Source organism: Faecalibacillus sp. H12 (assembly GCF_013361255.1).
Taxonomy (GTDB): domain Bacteria; phylum Bacillota_I; class Bacilli_A; order Erysipelotrichales; family Coprobacillaceae; genus Faecalibacillus; species Faecalibacillus intestinalis.
On sequence record NZ_JABWDK010000007.1, the window covers coordinates 1 to 15,230 of the forward strand.

General features: G+C 28.1%; 13 protein-coding genes. All 13 read right to left on the minus strand.

Translation table 11 applies throughout. The features are described 5' to 3' along the window. Positions 1–51 precede the first annotated feature (51 nt). Positions 52–954: a glycyl-radical enzyme activating protein gene (locus tag HUU89_RS06765; RefSeq protein ID WP_119364371.1), complete on the minus strand. Its 903-nt coding sequence runs from the start codon at positions 952–954 to the stop codon at positions 52–54. Continuing rightward, complete coding sequence (locus HUU89_RS06770; RefSeq protein ID WP_175301343.1) at positions 941–3,274, minus strand: glycyl radical protein; 2,334 nt, start codon at positions 3,272–3,274, stop codon at positions 941–943. The genes HUU89_RS06765 and HUU89_RS06770 overlap by 14 nt, the downstream gene beginning before the upstream one ends. Positions 3,275–3,380: 106 nt before the next feature. Continuing rightward, on the minus strand, positions 3,381–4,145 hold the full coding sequence (locus HUU89_RS06775) for a DeoR/GlpR family DNA-binding transcription regulator (protein ID WP_118246028.1): 765 nt from the start codon (positions 4,143–4,145) through the stop codon (positions 3,381–3,383). 135 nt (positions 4,146–4,280) lie between these two features. After that, complete coding sequence (locus HUU89_RS06780; RefSeq protein ID WP_175301344.1) at positions 4,281–5,972, minus strand: ATP-binding protein; 1,692 nt, start codon at positions 5,970–5,972, stop codon at positions 4,281–4,283. A 1-nt stretch (position 5,973) separates the two neighbouring features. Next, the gene (locus HUU89_RS06785; protein WP_032090836.1) at positions 5,974–6,654 is read right to left on the minus strand and encodes a response regulator transcription factor; all 681 of its coding nucleotides are present in this window, start codon (positions 6,652–6,654) and stop codon (positions 5,974–5,976) included. A 119-nt stretch (positions 6,655–6,773) separates the two neighbouring features. Continuing rightward, positions 6,774–7,418, minus strand: a complete 645-nt coding sequence (locus HUU89_RS06790; protein WP_175301345.1) for a hypothetical protein — start codon at positions 7,416–7,418, stop codon at positions 6,774–6,776. Positions 7,419–7,933: 515 nt separating this feature from the next. After that, entirely contained in the window at positions 7,934–8,626 is a 693-nt protein-coding gene (locus tag HUU89_RS06795) for a LytR/AlgR family response regulator transcription factor (RefSeq protein WP_175301346.1), read from the minus strand. Positions 8,627–8,678: 52 nt separating this feature from the next. Then, complete coding sequence (locus HUU89_RS06800) at positions 8,679–9,389, minus strand: hypothetical protein (protein ID WP_175301347.1); 711 nt, start codon at positions 9,387–9,389, stop codon at positions 8,679–8,681. Between the two features lie 9 nt (positions 9,390–9,398). After that, on the minus strand, positions 9,399–11,381 hold the full coding sequence (locus HUU89_RS06805) for a penicillin-binding transpeptidase domain-containing protein (RefSeq protein ID WP_175301348.1): 1,983 nt from the start codon (positions 11,379–11,381) through the stop codon (positions 9,399–9,401). A 625-nt stretch (positions 11,382–12,006) separates the two neighbouring features. Continuing rightward, a complete protein-coding gene (gene phoU, locus HUU89_RS06810) occupies positions 12,007–12,666 on the minus strand; it encodes a phosphate signaling complex protein PhoU (RefSeq protein WP_175301349.1) in 660 nt (219 codons plus the stop codon). Between the two features lie 12 nt (positions 12,667–12,678). Next, the gene (gene pstB / locus HUU89_RS06815; protein ID WP_106988360.1) at positions 12,679–13,434 is read right to left on the minus strand and encodes a phosphate ABC transporter ATP-binding protein PstB; all 756 of its coding nucleotides are present in this window, start codon (positions 13,432–13,434) and stop codon (positions 12,679–12,681) included. 1 nt (position 13,435) lies between these two features. After that, on the minus strand, positions 13,436–14,302 hold the full coding sequence (gene pstA / locus HUU89_RS06820; protein WP_147580486.1) for a phosphate ABC transporter permease PstA: 867 nt from the start codon (positions 14,300–14,302) through the stop codon (positions 13,436–13,438). Next, on the minus strand, positions 14,295–15,224 hold the full coding sequence (pstC, locus tag HUU89_RS06825) for a phosphate ABC transporter permease subunit PstC (protein ID WP_147580485.1): 930 nt from the start codon (positions 15,222–15,224) through the stop codon (positions 14,295–14,297). The genes pstA and pstC overlap by 8 nt, the downstream gene beginning before the upstream one ends. Between the last annotated feature and the right edge of the window lie 6 nt (positions 15,225–15,230).

The following is a 15,230-nucleotide window of genomic DNA, read 5'->3' on the forward strand; positions in this document are numbered from 1 at the left end:
TTATATCTTCTAAGTTTACTGTATCAATTATAAATTCCATTTTCTTTTCTCCTATTCTTTTATTAAGTTTTTTATTCCTGCTTGTAAAGCAACATCATAAAAATGTTGCATTTGTTGCTTGGTAAACATTTGATATGATTCTAATCCGTATTTTAAATTCACAAGTTCATATTTAGCTGAAGCTAAAGGATTATAATTCAGCATCTCATATTTTACTTCTGGATTTATTTGAATTAAAAATTTTACGATTTGATGAATATTTTCATCCGTTGCACTCATTGTTGGAATCAGTGGTGTTCTAATGATCACTTTATCTTTATATTCACTTTGTAAAACATAACGAATATTTTCTTTAATAAGTTGTGATGATACATTTGTACAGGCTTGATGTTTTTGCTCATCAAATATTTTTAAATCTATATAAACTAAATCTAAATAAGGCAATGCCTTTTTTATAAGTTCTAATGATGTATAAAATGATGTTTCAATAGCTGTATGAATCTTTTCTTTCTGACATCTTTTTAAAATTTTAATAAGAAATTCACCTTGCATAAAGGGTTCTCCACCAGAAAATGTAACACCTCCTCCATGTTGAAAGAAAACTTCATCCTCTTTAATTTTATTCATTAATTTATCTAAAGTATACTCTTGACTATCGTATTGAATAGCACCACTAGGACATGTTTTAATAACTTGATCAAAGTCTTGATGATTTTGAAAATACGGACGATCATTTTGATAATTAATTTGTTCTTTGAATTGTTGACAACATCTACAATGAATACATTTATTTTTAAAATAGATGACTTGTCTTTGAGTGTTTAATCCTTCTGGATTTTGACACCATAGACAACGAAGTGGACATCCCTTAAAAAAAACTGTTGTTCTTAAACCACTCCCATCATGTATTGCAAATCTTTTAATATCAAAAACCAATGCTTTAGATATTTTCATAAGTTGTTCTTTCAATAATTTCATCTTGTAGCTTGCCAGCAAGTTCAACAAAGTATGCTGTATAACCAGCAACACGAATTGTCAATGATTGATGATTTTCAGGATGAACTTTAGCATCAAGCAAATCTTCTTTTCTAACAACATTAAATTGTATATGAGGTACTTTTAAATCTACAAAAGCACGTAAGAAATTTTCAAATTTCAAACAGCCTGTTTCTGTTTTAAAAAATTCTGGTAAGAATTTCATATTTAAAAGACCACCATTCGTCGTACATGAATTATTAAGTTTTGAAACAGATTTTAAAACAGCTGTTGGGCCTTGTAGATCTCTACCATAGACAGGTGACATACCTCCATCAGCAAGTGGTTTTAAAGCATTTCTGCCATCTGGTGATGCTCCTACATTTTCACCCATTGGAACATGTGCAGAAACAGTATACATTCCTGTATGATAAGGACCTCCTCGATAATTTGTATAACGTTTCATCTTTTCTCTAAAGTAACATGCCCATTGATTTCCAAGCTCATCGACCCACTTTACATCGTTTCCATATTTAGGCACTTTATTTAAAAGCATTGTTTGCATGATTTCATAGCCTTTAAAATCTTCTTGTAAAGCATTTAATAAATCATGTTGACTTATCATTTTATCATCATAAACAAGTTGTTTAATAGCTGCTAGAGAATCTACAAGATTGGCTACTTGAATCATTTGAATACCAGATAGATTATATTTAGCTCCACCTTTAGTAACATCTAATCCTTTTTCTAAACAATCATCAATAACAGTAGATAGAAAAGCTGTTGGTAAATAATCTTGATGTGCTTTTTCTACAATCTTTTCTGCAGCCATCATTTTATCAATAAAATAATCAATTTGTTTTTGAAAAGCATTTTCTAAATCTTGATAAGTTTGATATGTTTCTAAACTTCCTAAATCTAATCCTATTTGTTGCTTTGTTAGTAAACATTTTCCATGATTCAAAGTAAGTTCTAATGCTTTATTTAAATTAAACATGGCTGCATCAGACCATCCTAAATTGTTGCCATGTGTTGTCAGTTCAACACATCCAACAATAGCATAATTACGTGCATCTTTTTCTTCAATTCCTAAATCTTCAATCATTGGTTGAATAATAGCTTCATCATTGAAAAATTGTGGCATACCACTTCCAAGTGAAACAACTTTAATAGCAGCTTGCATTAATTCATGGCTAGAATTTTTATTAAGTCTTACAGATAAATTAGGTTGTGGTAATCCTAAATGCTCTTGTGCTTTTAAACAAAGTAAAGAAAGATCATTATATGTATCATTTCCCTTTTCATCTACACCTCCAATAGCAATGTTAAAACCAATTGGAAATCCAGCAAAATATTTAGCACTATTTTGATTTCTTAAATAAACAACTTGATTAAATTTCAACCACAAACATTCTAATATTTCTAAAGCTTCTTGTTTAGTAAGAATTTCTTTTTCTATATCTCTTTGATAATAAGGATAAAGATATTGATCCATTCTCCCTGGTGAAAAAGAAGAAGCATTGGATTCCATATGTAATATCACAAATAAAAACCACAAAGATTGCACCGCTTCATGAAAAGTTTCTGGAGGTCTTTTAGAAAGCTTCATACAAATCTTTCCCACTTCTTTTAATGATTCGATTTTTTCACTTTCAATCAAATCATGATATCTTTGCATAAAATGAACTGCCCCTTCTAATACAAGAATCGTACATTCATAAAATTCTTTTTGTTCATCTTTACAATTCTTTAATTTTTTTTTTGCTTTTTCCATTAAACCTTGAGGACCAAGTTTTAACCATAAAGCACTATCAGGACAAATATGACCTTGAGCATGATCTTTTTGATTAATTTTTACCACTTTACTTATTTCATTAATTTCTATTCCATAAGTTCCTTTAATTGCATCTTCTAAAGATTTTCCTTTCCAATAAGGATAAATCTTTTCTCTAAATTCTTTAATATCTTCTTCTTTTACTAAAAACTGATCTTGTGGTCTTGTTGGTAACGTTTCAAATTCTTGATTGATCCACGAACAACCACTTTCAGGAAAAACAACACCATAACGTATACCCTTTGTACGATTTCCAACAATCAACTCTTCATCTTCAACAGAAATCTCTAATTCCTCTAATGCTGCTTTTAAAGAAAGAGCTCTTTTTTTAGGAAGAGATAATTTCTCATTTTCTTGATAAACACGTGTAATGATTCGTGCCTGTTCAATAGAAGCATAACGTTTACTGCTCAACATCTTTTCTTTTAAATCAGAAATTCTTTTTGTTTGATATAAACAATTCATAACACGCCTCCTTTTATTGTTTTTTCTTATTACAAGACTATTATAAATCAATAAAACAATAAATTTCAATAATTGTTTTATTGATTTTTTATAAAAAAAGAAATCATTAAATGATTTCTAATCCATACTCCATTATTTTTTCCTTAAAAGGACTTCCTAACTCTTGTTCACCAATATATCCAGTAAATTCACTTAAATGCCCAAAAACATAATTCCCATCTAAATTGAGTTTTTCATTTTCGGCCACAAGATAACATTTTTTACTTGCATCCATGACTTCTTTTTTTGTAAGACCATCTTCGACATCATATGTGGTTACTTTTCCATCATGGATATTCATTCCTACTGTACCGATAAAAGAAAGATCAAAACGATAATTGTGAATTTGTTCAATTGCAAGAGTACCTATAAAACCATCTTTAGCGCGATTAAAATGTCCTCCAATGAAAATAAGATTTACTTTATGTTCCCCATGTCTAAATAATTGCATAATATCAATCATATTTGTAATAATTGTAAGTGATATATTTTTTTGATAAATACACTTGGCAAGTTCTAAATTCACTGTAGAGATTCCTAAAAAAATCACCGTATTTTCTTCAATCAATTCAACTGCTTTTTTCGCGATGATTTTCTTTTGTGATAAACGTACACTCATACGTTCATCTACATGGTAAGCATGGAGATTCTTTCTTACTTGCATAGCTCCTCCATGAATACGTTTTAAAAGTCCTTCTTTTTCTAGAGCCGTTAAATCTTTACGAATGCAATCTTCTGTGACTTCGAAATCATTTGCGAGTTCTTTAACTTTTACTTTTCCTTCTGTATTTAATCTTGCCAGTATTTGTTCATGTCTTTCTTGTTGAAGCATTTTTTCTACCTCTCTTTTATGACATTTTAACATATTCAAAATATCTTGAAAATGAGTAACAACACCCTTCAACTTGATAAAATATGTAAAATTACACATTTTATCAAGTTAGATACTTTTTCATAAAAAAAAGGACTACAATGAGTCCTTAATGATTGGTAAGACAACCTTAAATGTTGTTCCTTTACCTAATTCACTTTCTAAATGAATTGTTCCTTTATAATATTGAACAATGTGTTTTACAATTGCAAGTCCAAGACCTGTACCACCTGTTTCCTTATCACGCCCTGCATCACATCTAAAGAAACGTTCAAAGACACGCCCTTGATCAATAAGTGAAATTCCACGACCTGTATCACTTACTTCAATAATGTAGTCTTGATCAACAAGATAAGAATGAATATTTAAACTTCCTTTTTGTTTATTATATTTAACAGCATTATTAATAAGGTTGTTCATCAATTGTTGGATGTGTTGATGATTTGCCAGATAAGTTTGTGATGTTAAATCACATTCTACTGTAATTTCTCTTTTTTCTATTTCTACTTTTAATGATTCTAAAATATCATCAACAATTGGTTGGAGATGAACAGGATGTTTAATGACTTCAATATCTTTGTTTTCAAGTCTTGAAATCATTAAAATATCACCTATCAATTGTGACATATGATCAACTTCTTTTTGTATTTTATCCAATGCTTGTTTTCTTACTTTAGGATCATCAATCATTCCTGCTTGTAATAATTCACTATAACCTCTAATGGATGTCATAGGTGTTTTAAGTTCATGAGAAACATTTGAAAAAAATTCTTGTCTCATTTTTGTAGCATTAACAGATTCAGTAACATTTACAAAGAGCAAAGTCACTCCATATTCTACTTTAGCAAGATGGCAATCATAGACTTCTTCATCTTTTTTTAGAGTAACGATTTTAGGTTCTACACCGATATTTTCTAATTGATCTATAATTTGGTGATCGAAGATAAAATCTTGGATAGGTTGATTCACTTTCATTTTATCACTAAAAAGTTGTTTAGCTTTTTTATTGACCATAAGTATTTCATAATTTGTATCTAATAAAATGAACCCTTCATTCATTTTATCAAGAATACTATTTATTTTTAATCTTTCATTTTTCAAAGTTTTTAGTGTTTTTCTTATTGTATCTGCTTGTTCTTTAAGCTTTGTCGCAATAACATTAAATTCATCATATTGATAATGATCAAAACTTAAATAACGATTATCATTGATTTTAGAAACCTCTTCACTAATTTCCTCTAATGGTTTCGTAAGTGTTCTAGAAAAACGATAAGAAAGAGCTAAAGCAACACATAATGATAAAGCAGCACTAATAAATAATGGTTCTAAAAGTGGTCCTATATTATCAAAGATACCATTATAAGGAATCGCAATACGAACAACATAACCACGATGATAATAAGCCACATACATCATATTCTTTTTAACAGTTGAAGAATAACGTGTCGCATAACCAAACTGATCACTTAAAGCTTCTTTAAATTCACTACGTCCACTATGATTTTCTTGAATTCCCTCTTTATCACTATCCGCTAAAACATTTCCTTCTTTATCAATAATTGTTAAACGTGTATCTTTTGTATAAGCTAAATCATTTAATTTATCTATTTGTTTTTCTAATGGTTTTTGGTAATCAATTTGATTTTCTACAAGCTTTACCGTATAGTACATATCTTTTCTTGTTGTTTGCATCATTTGATCAGAAAGAATCACCATTGAAACACTTGAAGAAAATAATAACGTAATAATTAAAACTGTTGCAAAATATTTAAATAGAGCTTTATTCATCTTATTTCACTTCCTCAACATAGCGGTATCCTACACCTCTAATAGTTTTAATATACTTACTTCCATCATCATCCAATTTAGCTCTTAAAGCACGAATATGCACATCTAAAACTCTTGATTCACCTATAAAATCATAACCCCAAATATGATTTAAAATTTCATCTCTTTCGACTACACGTGTATGATTTTCTACTAAATAAAGAAGTAACTGATATTCTTTATTTGTAAGTTCCATGACTTGTCCATTATGCATCACTGTTCTTGTTTGTTTATCAATTTTTAAGGTTTGACTTTCAATAATCGGCGCTGCTTTAGGAGCATGTCTTCTAAGCAAAGAACGTACTCTAGCTTGTAACTCTAAAACACCAAATGGTTTGGTCATATAATCATCACTACCACTATCTAAACCATTGACTTTATCAATTTCTCGATCTTTTGCACTTAAAATCAAAATAGGTAATTCTTGATCAGTTTCACGTATCTTTTTTATAGCATCAATTCCTGAAATGCCAGGTAACATTAAATCAAAAACAGCTAGATCCACTTGATCTGTTTTCATATTTTCTAAAGCATCTAAAGCATTTGAATATTGTTTAACAGTATAACCTGCACTTGTTAAAGCTAAATCTATAATTTCTCTAATATTTTCATCATCTTCTACTACATATATACATTCTTTCATTATTTCCACATCCTTTACATTATCTTAACATAGCAAAGGGGTGGTTATGTTAAGTTTAGGTTAAAAGTTGATTAGAAATAAAAGAACTTATACCATGCTGCTTGTATAAGTACTTTTTATTATTTATCAAAAATTCTTCTTAGATGTGCATAATCATCAAAGTAATCAATATTGGTATCATCATTTATTTTATCAAAATTACTTTCTACGAATAAATCTAATTCAATATATGTTCCATATTCAATTAATTTTATTTCTAAATATGTTTTATCTGATTGCTCAAAGAAATTGGAGATAATAGTTATTATTTCTGTACAATTATTTACATCTTTAAAAAAGGAATCATTTCCTATATTGATCAATGATTTTACTTTGGCATTATATTTAGAATTTATGAGAAAAATATAATCATTTAACAAAGTATCAAATATATAATTATTCGTCATAATATTTATTTTATTATCTAATAAATCATAAAATTGTTCTATTTGATGTTTAGCATCTTCATATTTTTGATCATCTATATTATTTTCTATCAAAATTAATCCATATCTTAACGAATGCTGTATTTTCATAACATTATCATGAAGATAATGAACTAAAGACTTATTTTTTTCTATGTATTCCAATTCTTTATTTTTTAACACATATTCTGTTTTTTCATTATAGAGTCGTGTCATATGTATAAATAAAATACATACCACAAAAAATAAAACTGTTAACAAAAGTAAAACTAAATAGATATCATCTATTGTTTTTTGCATGTGGCCTACATTATTTAACAAAATGACATATATTCCAAAAATCAGCATCATGATTACTGATAATAAAAATTTATTTTTTTCAATGATTGCATTATTTATTTTAGATTTAAAAATTTCAATTATTATAATGATTACAAAAAACAAAATCCTTGCTGTAAACATAACTATTATTTTATAGGATTCCATGATTTCAACAACAGAGAGATGTGAAACTATTTTAATTAAAAGAATAACACATGTTGAAGTAAAAACAGAAATCCACGAAGGCAATATACAAAGAATAAAATTAAAAAGAACAAATTTCTTTTTCATTAAAGAGACAAAAATAAAACTTATAATACCTATGGCATACACTAGCACATTCCCAAATAAATTATATTTTTGTAAGAACTGCATAATGAAAAAATTAATAATAGATGTTATTAAACAAAATCTTTTCTTATCCTCTATATCACAAAAGACACATATCAATAAGGAGCCTAATAACACTTCTAAATAATCTAAAAAGAAATACATCATTTTAATAAATACTCCTTATACGATGCAATTACATCTTGTTGATACTTCTTTCCAATCTTTAAAGTAACTCCATTTCTCAATAATAACTCTTCTTTATAAATTTCTTTAACCCAAAATAAATTAACTGCATAGGATTTTTGAATTCTAATGATATTCGTAGAATTAATAAGTGACATCATTTTATTAAAAGTACTCGAATATTTATAATCATTAAATGGTGCATGAATCGTAATTTCATGTAAAAAGGATTCTAAATAAATGATATCTGATAATTGCATAGAGGTTTTTCTACCATTAAAATCAAAAGTAATAATTTTATGATTTTTATTAATATATTTTTGAATTAGAGTACATGCGATTTTCATATCTCTATCAAAATTATCTTTTCTAATAAAGTAAAAAGGTTGTACAATTAATGAATCAAAAATCATATCATTCATTGCTGAAACAAATATAATAATTGCATTAGAATTGTTCTCTCTAATTTTTTCAGCAATTTTGATGCCATTTTTTTCTTTTAAATCAATATCCAAAAAGAAAATATCTCCTTTTTCAAAATAACGATCTTCAAAATGACTTGTTATACAATCTATTGAATAATCAAGAAAAATATCTTTAAATCCATCATACACCATACTCTCTATCTTTTTAGCAAAAACTTGATCATCATCTACTATCTTTATTAACATTCATATTTCACTTCTTTCTAAATAAAGTTACGAAAAGAAGTATACCATATTATTATTTTTTATACTTATCTTTAATTTCTTTAACATAATGTATTTGATCATTGAATTCTACCATCTCATTAATACAATCATTCAATTCATTTTCTTTTTCTAAATGCTCTAAACAAATAATTCTATAATATAACTTCATAATATATCCTATGTCTTTTTGTTGACTTGTAACCTTCTTTGATAATTCAAGAGCTTCTTCATATTCTTCATTTAAAATGAGATACATGATTTTAAAAAGTGGGTTTTTAACTTTATTATCCAATTGAGGATCATATAATTTTAAATATTCATCTTTTTTATTCAAATTATAATAATATTGTAATTTTATAGTATACCAATGTCTATTTTGCTTTTCATCAAAAATTCTTTTACTATTTTGTTCTACAAAGTTTTGATATTCTTCTTTATAATTAGAAATTTCTAAAAGAAAAATATATATTGTTATTAAACTGTCATTAATAGACTTATTATGAATTTTATCTATCGCTTCTTTTACTGTAGATAAATTCTTTTCAATATACTTATTTGACAACAATAATTTTGGAATATTCAATATATAAATATGCACTACAATACCAAACAAAACGATTAAAATCAAAGAATAGATTAATACCCTTTCTAAATGATTAATATTCATAATAACAATCAAAAAAGCCAATAAATAATAAACTAGTATAATGAATCGATAACTTAAAACTATCTTATTCTTCATCGTTTTTACCTACTTAGAAAGATATAAATCTAAAGGTGTTTTTGTATGTTCAACAACATAACCACTGCCACCTCTATCTTTAACATCTTCGACCAATGTTGTTATTAAAAGAGGTTGTTTACTATCTGTCGTCATTACTGTAAACCAACCAAGTTCTGTTCCTGTGGTATCACTTTGGCTTTGTTTGATTTCTGCTGTTCCTGTTTTTCCAGCAAGAGTCACATTATCATGATAAATACTATGGCCTGTTCCTTTTTCGTCTGCAATAACATTAATTAAATCTTCTTTTATTGTTTGTGATGTTTCTTTAGAAAAGACATTTTTAATCCATGTTTTTGTTTTTCCTTGAACGATATGGGGTTGATAAATTGATCCTTCATTGACAAATGAACTATAAATACTTGCAAGTTGTAAAGGATTCATCAAAATTTGTCCTTGTCCATAACCACTATCAGCAATGAATTGATCATTTACTTTTTGATTTTTATTGATATACTGACTTCTATTTAAAGCCAGTTCAAAAGGAATCTTTTCAGCAATCTTTAAATTTTTATAGTATTTGAATAAATTCTCTTTTCCAATATTTAACGCACTTCTAGCAAAATAAACATTATCTGAATACGTAATTGCATTCTTTAAATTATTAGGTGAAGGAGCATGTAATGTTGTTACATAATAGCTTCCCCAGCTTGAATCTTTTTGCCATTTATCTTTAGCACCTAAATCTTTATCTGGATCAATTGTCTTTGTTTCTAAACCAATAGCTGCTGTAATAGGCTTCATTGTTGATCCAGGTGTATAGGTTTGTTTATAACGACTCATCATTGGTTGATTACTATCATTATTTAAAGCATTCCATTTATCTGTTGAAAGTCCTAAGACAAAATCATTATTTGAATAGGATGGCGTTGAAACAAGTGCTAAAACTTCTCCTGTCTGTGGATTTAAAGCAACAGAAGCACTTTTATCATTTTGATATTCATTATAAAAACTTTGTTGTAAATCAATATCAATTGTTAAACGAATATCTTTACCATCTTTTGCTTCTTTTTGGGCAACTGTTTTAATGACATTATTATTTTCATCAACAATGACAATTTTTCCACCTACTTCTCCACGTAACTCTTTTTCATATGTTGCTTCAATACCACTTCTACCAATTATTGAATTACTTGTATAACCTTCATTTTTATGTTTTTTTAAGTCTTCTGAATTAACATTTTGGACATACCCAATGATATGAGATGTTATTTTATCATAAGGATAAACACGCATAGAAATCGTATTGATTTTAACACCTTTAATATTTAAAATTTCTTGTTGAATCAATTGATTCTTTACTTGTTCTGATACATTTTTAATAGGTACAAAAGAATCATCTTTGATCCAAGATGCACTCATTTTCTTTTGAATGGTTTCAACATCCGTTTCTAAATACTTAGCTATTTGTGCATAATCATTTTCACCATTAAGTTTTCCTCTTACAAGACCAAATGAATAAGCATTTCCTTGTTTAGCTAAATATTTTCCATTTCTATCTAAAATATACCCTCTATAAGGTTGTGTCGTAATCACTTTTACTTTGTTCTTATCAGAAAACTCATCAAAAATAAGTTGCTTATTAAATTTAATTTGTTCATTTTTAATTTCAATCTTATTTTTATATTTAACTTTTCCAGCTACAGTATCCATCGATATTTGATATTGAACCATATTATCTTTTTCATCTATTACTTTTACCTGTATCTTACTTGGATTTATTACATCATAGATTTCTTTATGCTTTTCAATAAAATATTTTTGTGTAGGAGTATAGACTGTCTTTTGGTCTAACATTTGATACATTTGTTTATAATCTTTCTTTTTTAAAAGTTCAAAATATTCTGTAACAACTTGTTCATTACTTTTTCCATGATTAAAAACAAAAAATACCACTGTCATAAGCAGTACACAAACTATTAACCCAATTATAATATTTCTTTTCTTGTTCATATGGTAATCCTCCCTAATTAATACAATTATATATGCTGATTAGCATTAATGATATATTTATTGCACAAGATGCTATTTATTTGCATAAAAAGCTTTTTTTAAACTGTCATTTTGTGATATTGACTTAGAAATTATCATAAATTATAATATAAATGAAAAAAAGGAATAGTCATAAACGACTAGCCTTGGATTTTCTTGAGAAAAATAACTACCTCAATGTTCGCCAAAACTTTTCGAGGTAGTTATTTTTTTGCATTATTTTCTATTATATATAGAAGTAATTTAATAACAATACTTATTATCGACATCATTAATGTTAGTGCACCTAACATAATCATGATAGCTTCATAAGCTGTCATTTCCATCACCTCCGCTTTTCATATTTTCCTAGGGATATCTATGTAAACGAAGAATACGCCCTTCGATCTAAACGACCAAGGATAACTACCTGCCGTGTATAACTATTCGGAAAAATTATATCATAGTCGCTCTTTTTTAACTACTATTTTCGATAGTTGTTTAAAATAAAAGCATACTAATAATAACACATGATAAACTTAATATATTTAAATAAATTAAATGTATTTACATATTTGAACAACTAAAAAAACCTCTATAAAGAGGTTTAAATTAATCGAGTATTGTTAAGTTTTCCTGTTTGGTTGAACTCAATCCATTCACAGATATTAACAACATGATCACCAATTCTTTCAAAATACTTTGCAATCATTAAGAAATTGATTGTTAAATCACCTTTATCATTTGATTCTTTAATCATTTGAATAATATCTTTTTTAACTTGATCAAATAATTCATCCATTTTAATATCCATCTTCTTTACTTCTAAAGCATGGTTTAAGTCATGTTGATGGAAAGCATCTAAAGCTTCTTTAACCATTTTAGTTGCAATTTTTGCCATATCTTGAATATGACCAATCATTAAGAAACTATCCATTTCTTTCATTTCTAAAATCAATTCCGCAATATCTGCACTTTGATCTCCAATTCTTTCTAAATCAGTAACTACTTTTAAAGCAGTTGAAACATCTCTTAAATCAGAAGCAACGGGTTGTTGTTTTAAAATCAATGATAAACATTTTGCTTCAATGGATCTTTCCACATCATTAATTTGTTTATCACCATGAATAATATCTTGGGCAAGTTCATAATCTTGTTCCTTAAAAGCTGTAACACAGTTTTCAATAGCTAAAACAACAAGATGACACATTCTATCTAAATCAACATGCATCTTATTAAGTTCTTGATCAAATTGACTTCTTGGCATTCTAATTTCCCCCTATCCAAATCTACCAGTAATATAATCTTCAGTTCTTTTATCTTTTGGCATACCAAAGACATCTTTTGTTGGTCCATATTCAACCATTTCTCCTACTAAGAAGAAGGCTGTATAATCAGCAATACGACTTGCTTGTTGCATATTATGAGTAACGATAGCAATCGTATATTGATCTTTTAATTGTAATAAAAGTTCTTCGATTTTAAGTGTTGAAATTGGATCTAAGGCACTTGTTGGTTCATCTAATAAGATAACTTCTGGTTGTACAGCTAAAGCACGGGCAATACATAATCTTTGTTGTTGTCCACCAGATAAACCTAAGGCACTTGAATGTAAACGATCTGAAACTTCATCATAAAGTGCTGCTGCTTTTAAACTATCTTCAACGATTTTATCAAGTTGTTTTTTATTTTTAATACCATGAATACGTGGTCCATAAGCGACATTATCATAAATTGACATAGGGAATGGATTTGGTTGTTGGAAAACCATCCCAACTTTTTTTCTAAGTAAAGTTGTGTCAACACGGCTATCATAAATATCTTCACCATCTAAGATAACATCCCCTTCAATTTTAACGTTATCAACATAATCATTCATACGATTCAATGTTTTTAAAAATGTTGATTTACCACACCCTGAAGGGCCAATAAACGCTGTAATTTTATTTTCTTTAATATCTAAACTGACATCTTTTAAAGCATGTTTTTGTCCATAATATAAATTCAGATGTCTTGCTTCTATTTTATTTTCCATCTTAATTATCCCCTTTATTTACATCAAATCTGCGACTGATCCATTTAGCTAACATATTTAAACCTAAAACAATAACTACTAAAACAAGAGCAATCACAAATGAAACTTCATAATTACCTTTAGCCATTTCTAAATATAATTGAATAGTAAGAGTTCCCCCACTACTTAACAAATGTTTAAAAATATTAGTAGGTAAAATAGCAACTGAGCCTGCCGTAAATAATAAGGCAGCGGATTCAGCAACAATACGTCCCATCGCAAGAATGACTCCTGTTAAGATACCAGGAATTGCACTTGGTAAAAGAACTGTACGAATCATATACCATTTTGTTGCTCCAATTCCTAAAGCAGCTTCACGATAGCTTTTAGGAACACATTCTAAAGCTGTTTGGGTATTTCTTGAAATGATTGGTAAAATCATAATGGCAAGTGTAAGTGAACCTGTCAAAATTGAAAATCCTAAATGACAAACAGATCCAAAGAACAACATTCCAAATAATCCATAAATAATTGATGGAATACCTGCTAAAACTTCCGTTGTAAATGAAATGATACTAACGAATTTTTTATTTTTTGTATATTCATTTAAATAAATTGCTCCACCAATTCCTATTGGACAAGCAATTAAAAGTGTCACAATAACAATATAAAGTGTATTAATAATATTAGGTAATATACCTACAGTATCATTAATAATACTTGTTGTATTTACTAAATAAGAAAAATCAAAGGCTGGTATTCCTCGATAGAGAATATAACCAATAATAACTAATAAGATAAAAATTGAAAGAAATGAACTTAATTGAATAAGTGCATAGAGAATTTGATCACTAACACGTTTCTTTTTTTCTAATATTGTATTATTCATCTAAGTCACCTCTTTTTAAAACATATGTTAAGATTAAGTTAATAATCATGATAAAGATAAATAGAACAAGTCCAATTGTGAATAAAACTTGACGATGTGTACCACTAGCATATCCCATTTCTGAAACGATGGCTGTTGTTAAGAAACGAACAGAATTAAATGGAAGTGGAAGAGATACTGCATTTCCGGCTACTAACAAAATAGCCATCGCTTCTCCAATAGCACGACCTACACCAAGTACAATAGCTGACATAATTCCAGATTTAGCACTTGGTACAACAACCTTAAAGATTGTTTGAATTTTACTTGCCCCTAAAGCCAGTGAGCTTTTACGGTAATCATCAGGTACAGCTTTTAAGGCTGTTTCTGAAATATTAATAAGTGTAGGTAAAATCATAATTGCTAGTACGATAATAGCTGATAAAAGATTGGCTCCACCCGTAAATTGATGTGTTTTAGAACCATGATAAATCATTAATTCTAATTTATACATCATTGGATTGACAATCAAAATACCTAATAATCCATAGACAACAGATGGAATCCCTGCAAGTAATTCAATTGCTGATTTTAATATTTTTCTAAGTTTTACTGGTGCAATTTCAGCAAGGTTAATTGCTGTAAATAAACCAATAGGTACTCCTATACAGATTGCTAGAAAAACCCCAACAATGGATGTTAATATAACATAAGCAATCCCATATTGAGGATTGGCTGCTGTTGGCGCCCACGTTGTAGAAAACAAAATACCTGTAATTCCTTCTTTAAAGATGGCAGGTGTCCCTGAAATAATCATATATCCTGTAATAGTAACAACTGCTAAAACAGAGATAATAGCACAGCCACGAAAGATCATCGCGGCTGTTTTTTCTACTAGGGATTTTGCTTTCTTATGGCTAATAATTGATAACTTTTTTTCCATAATACT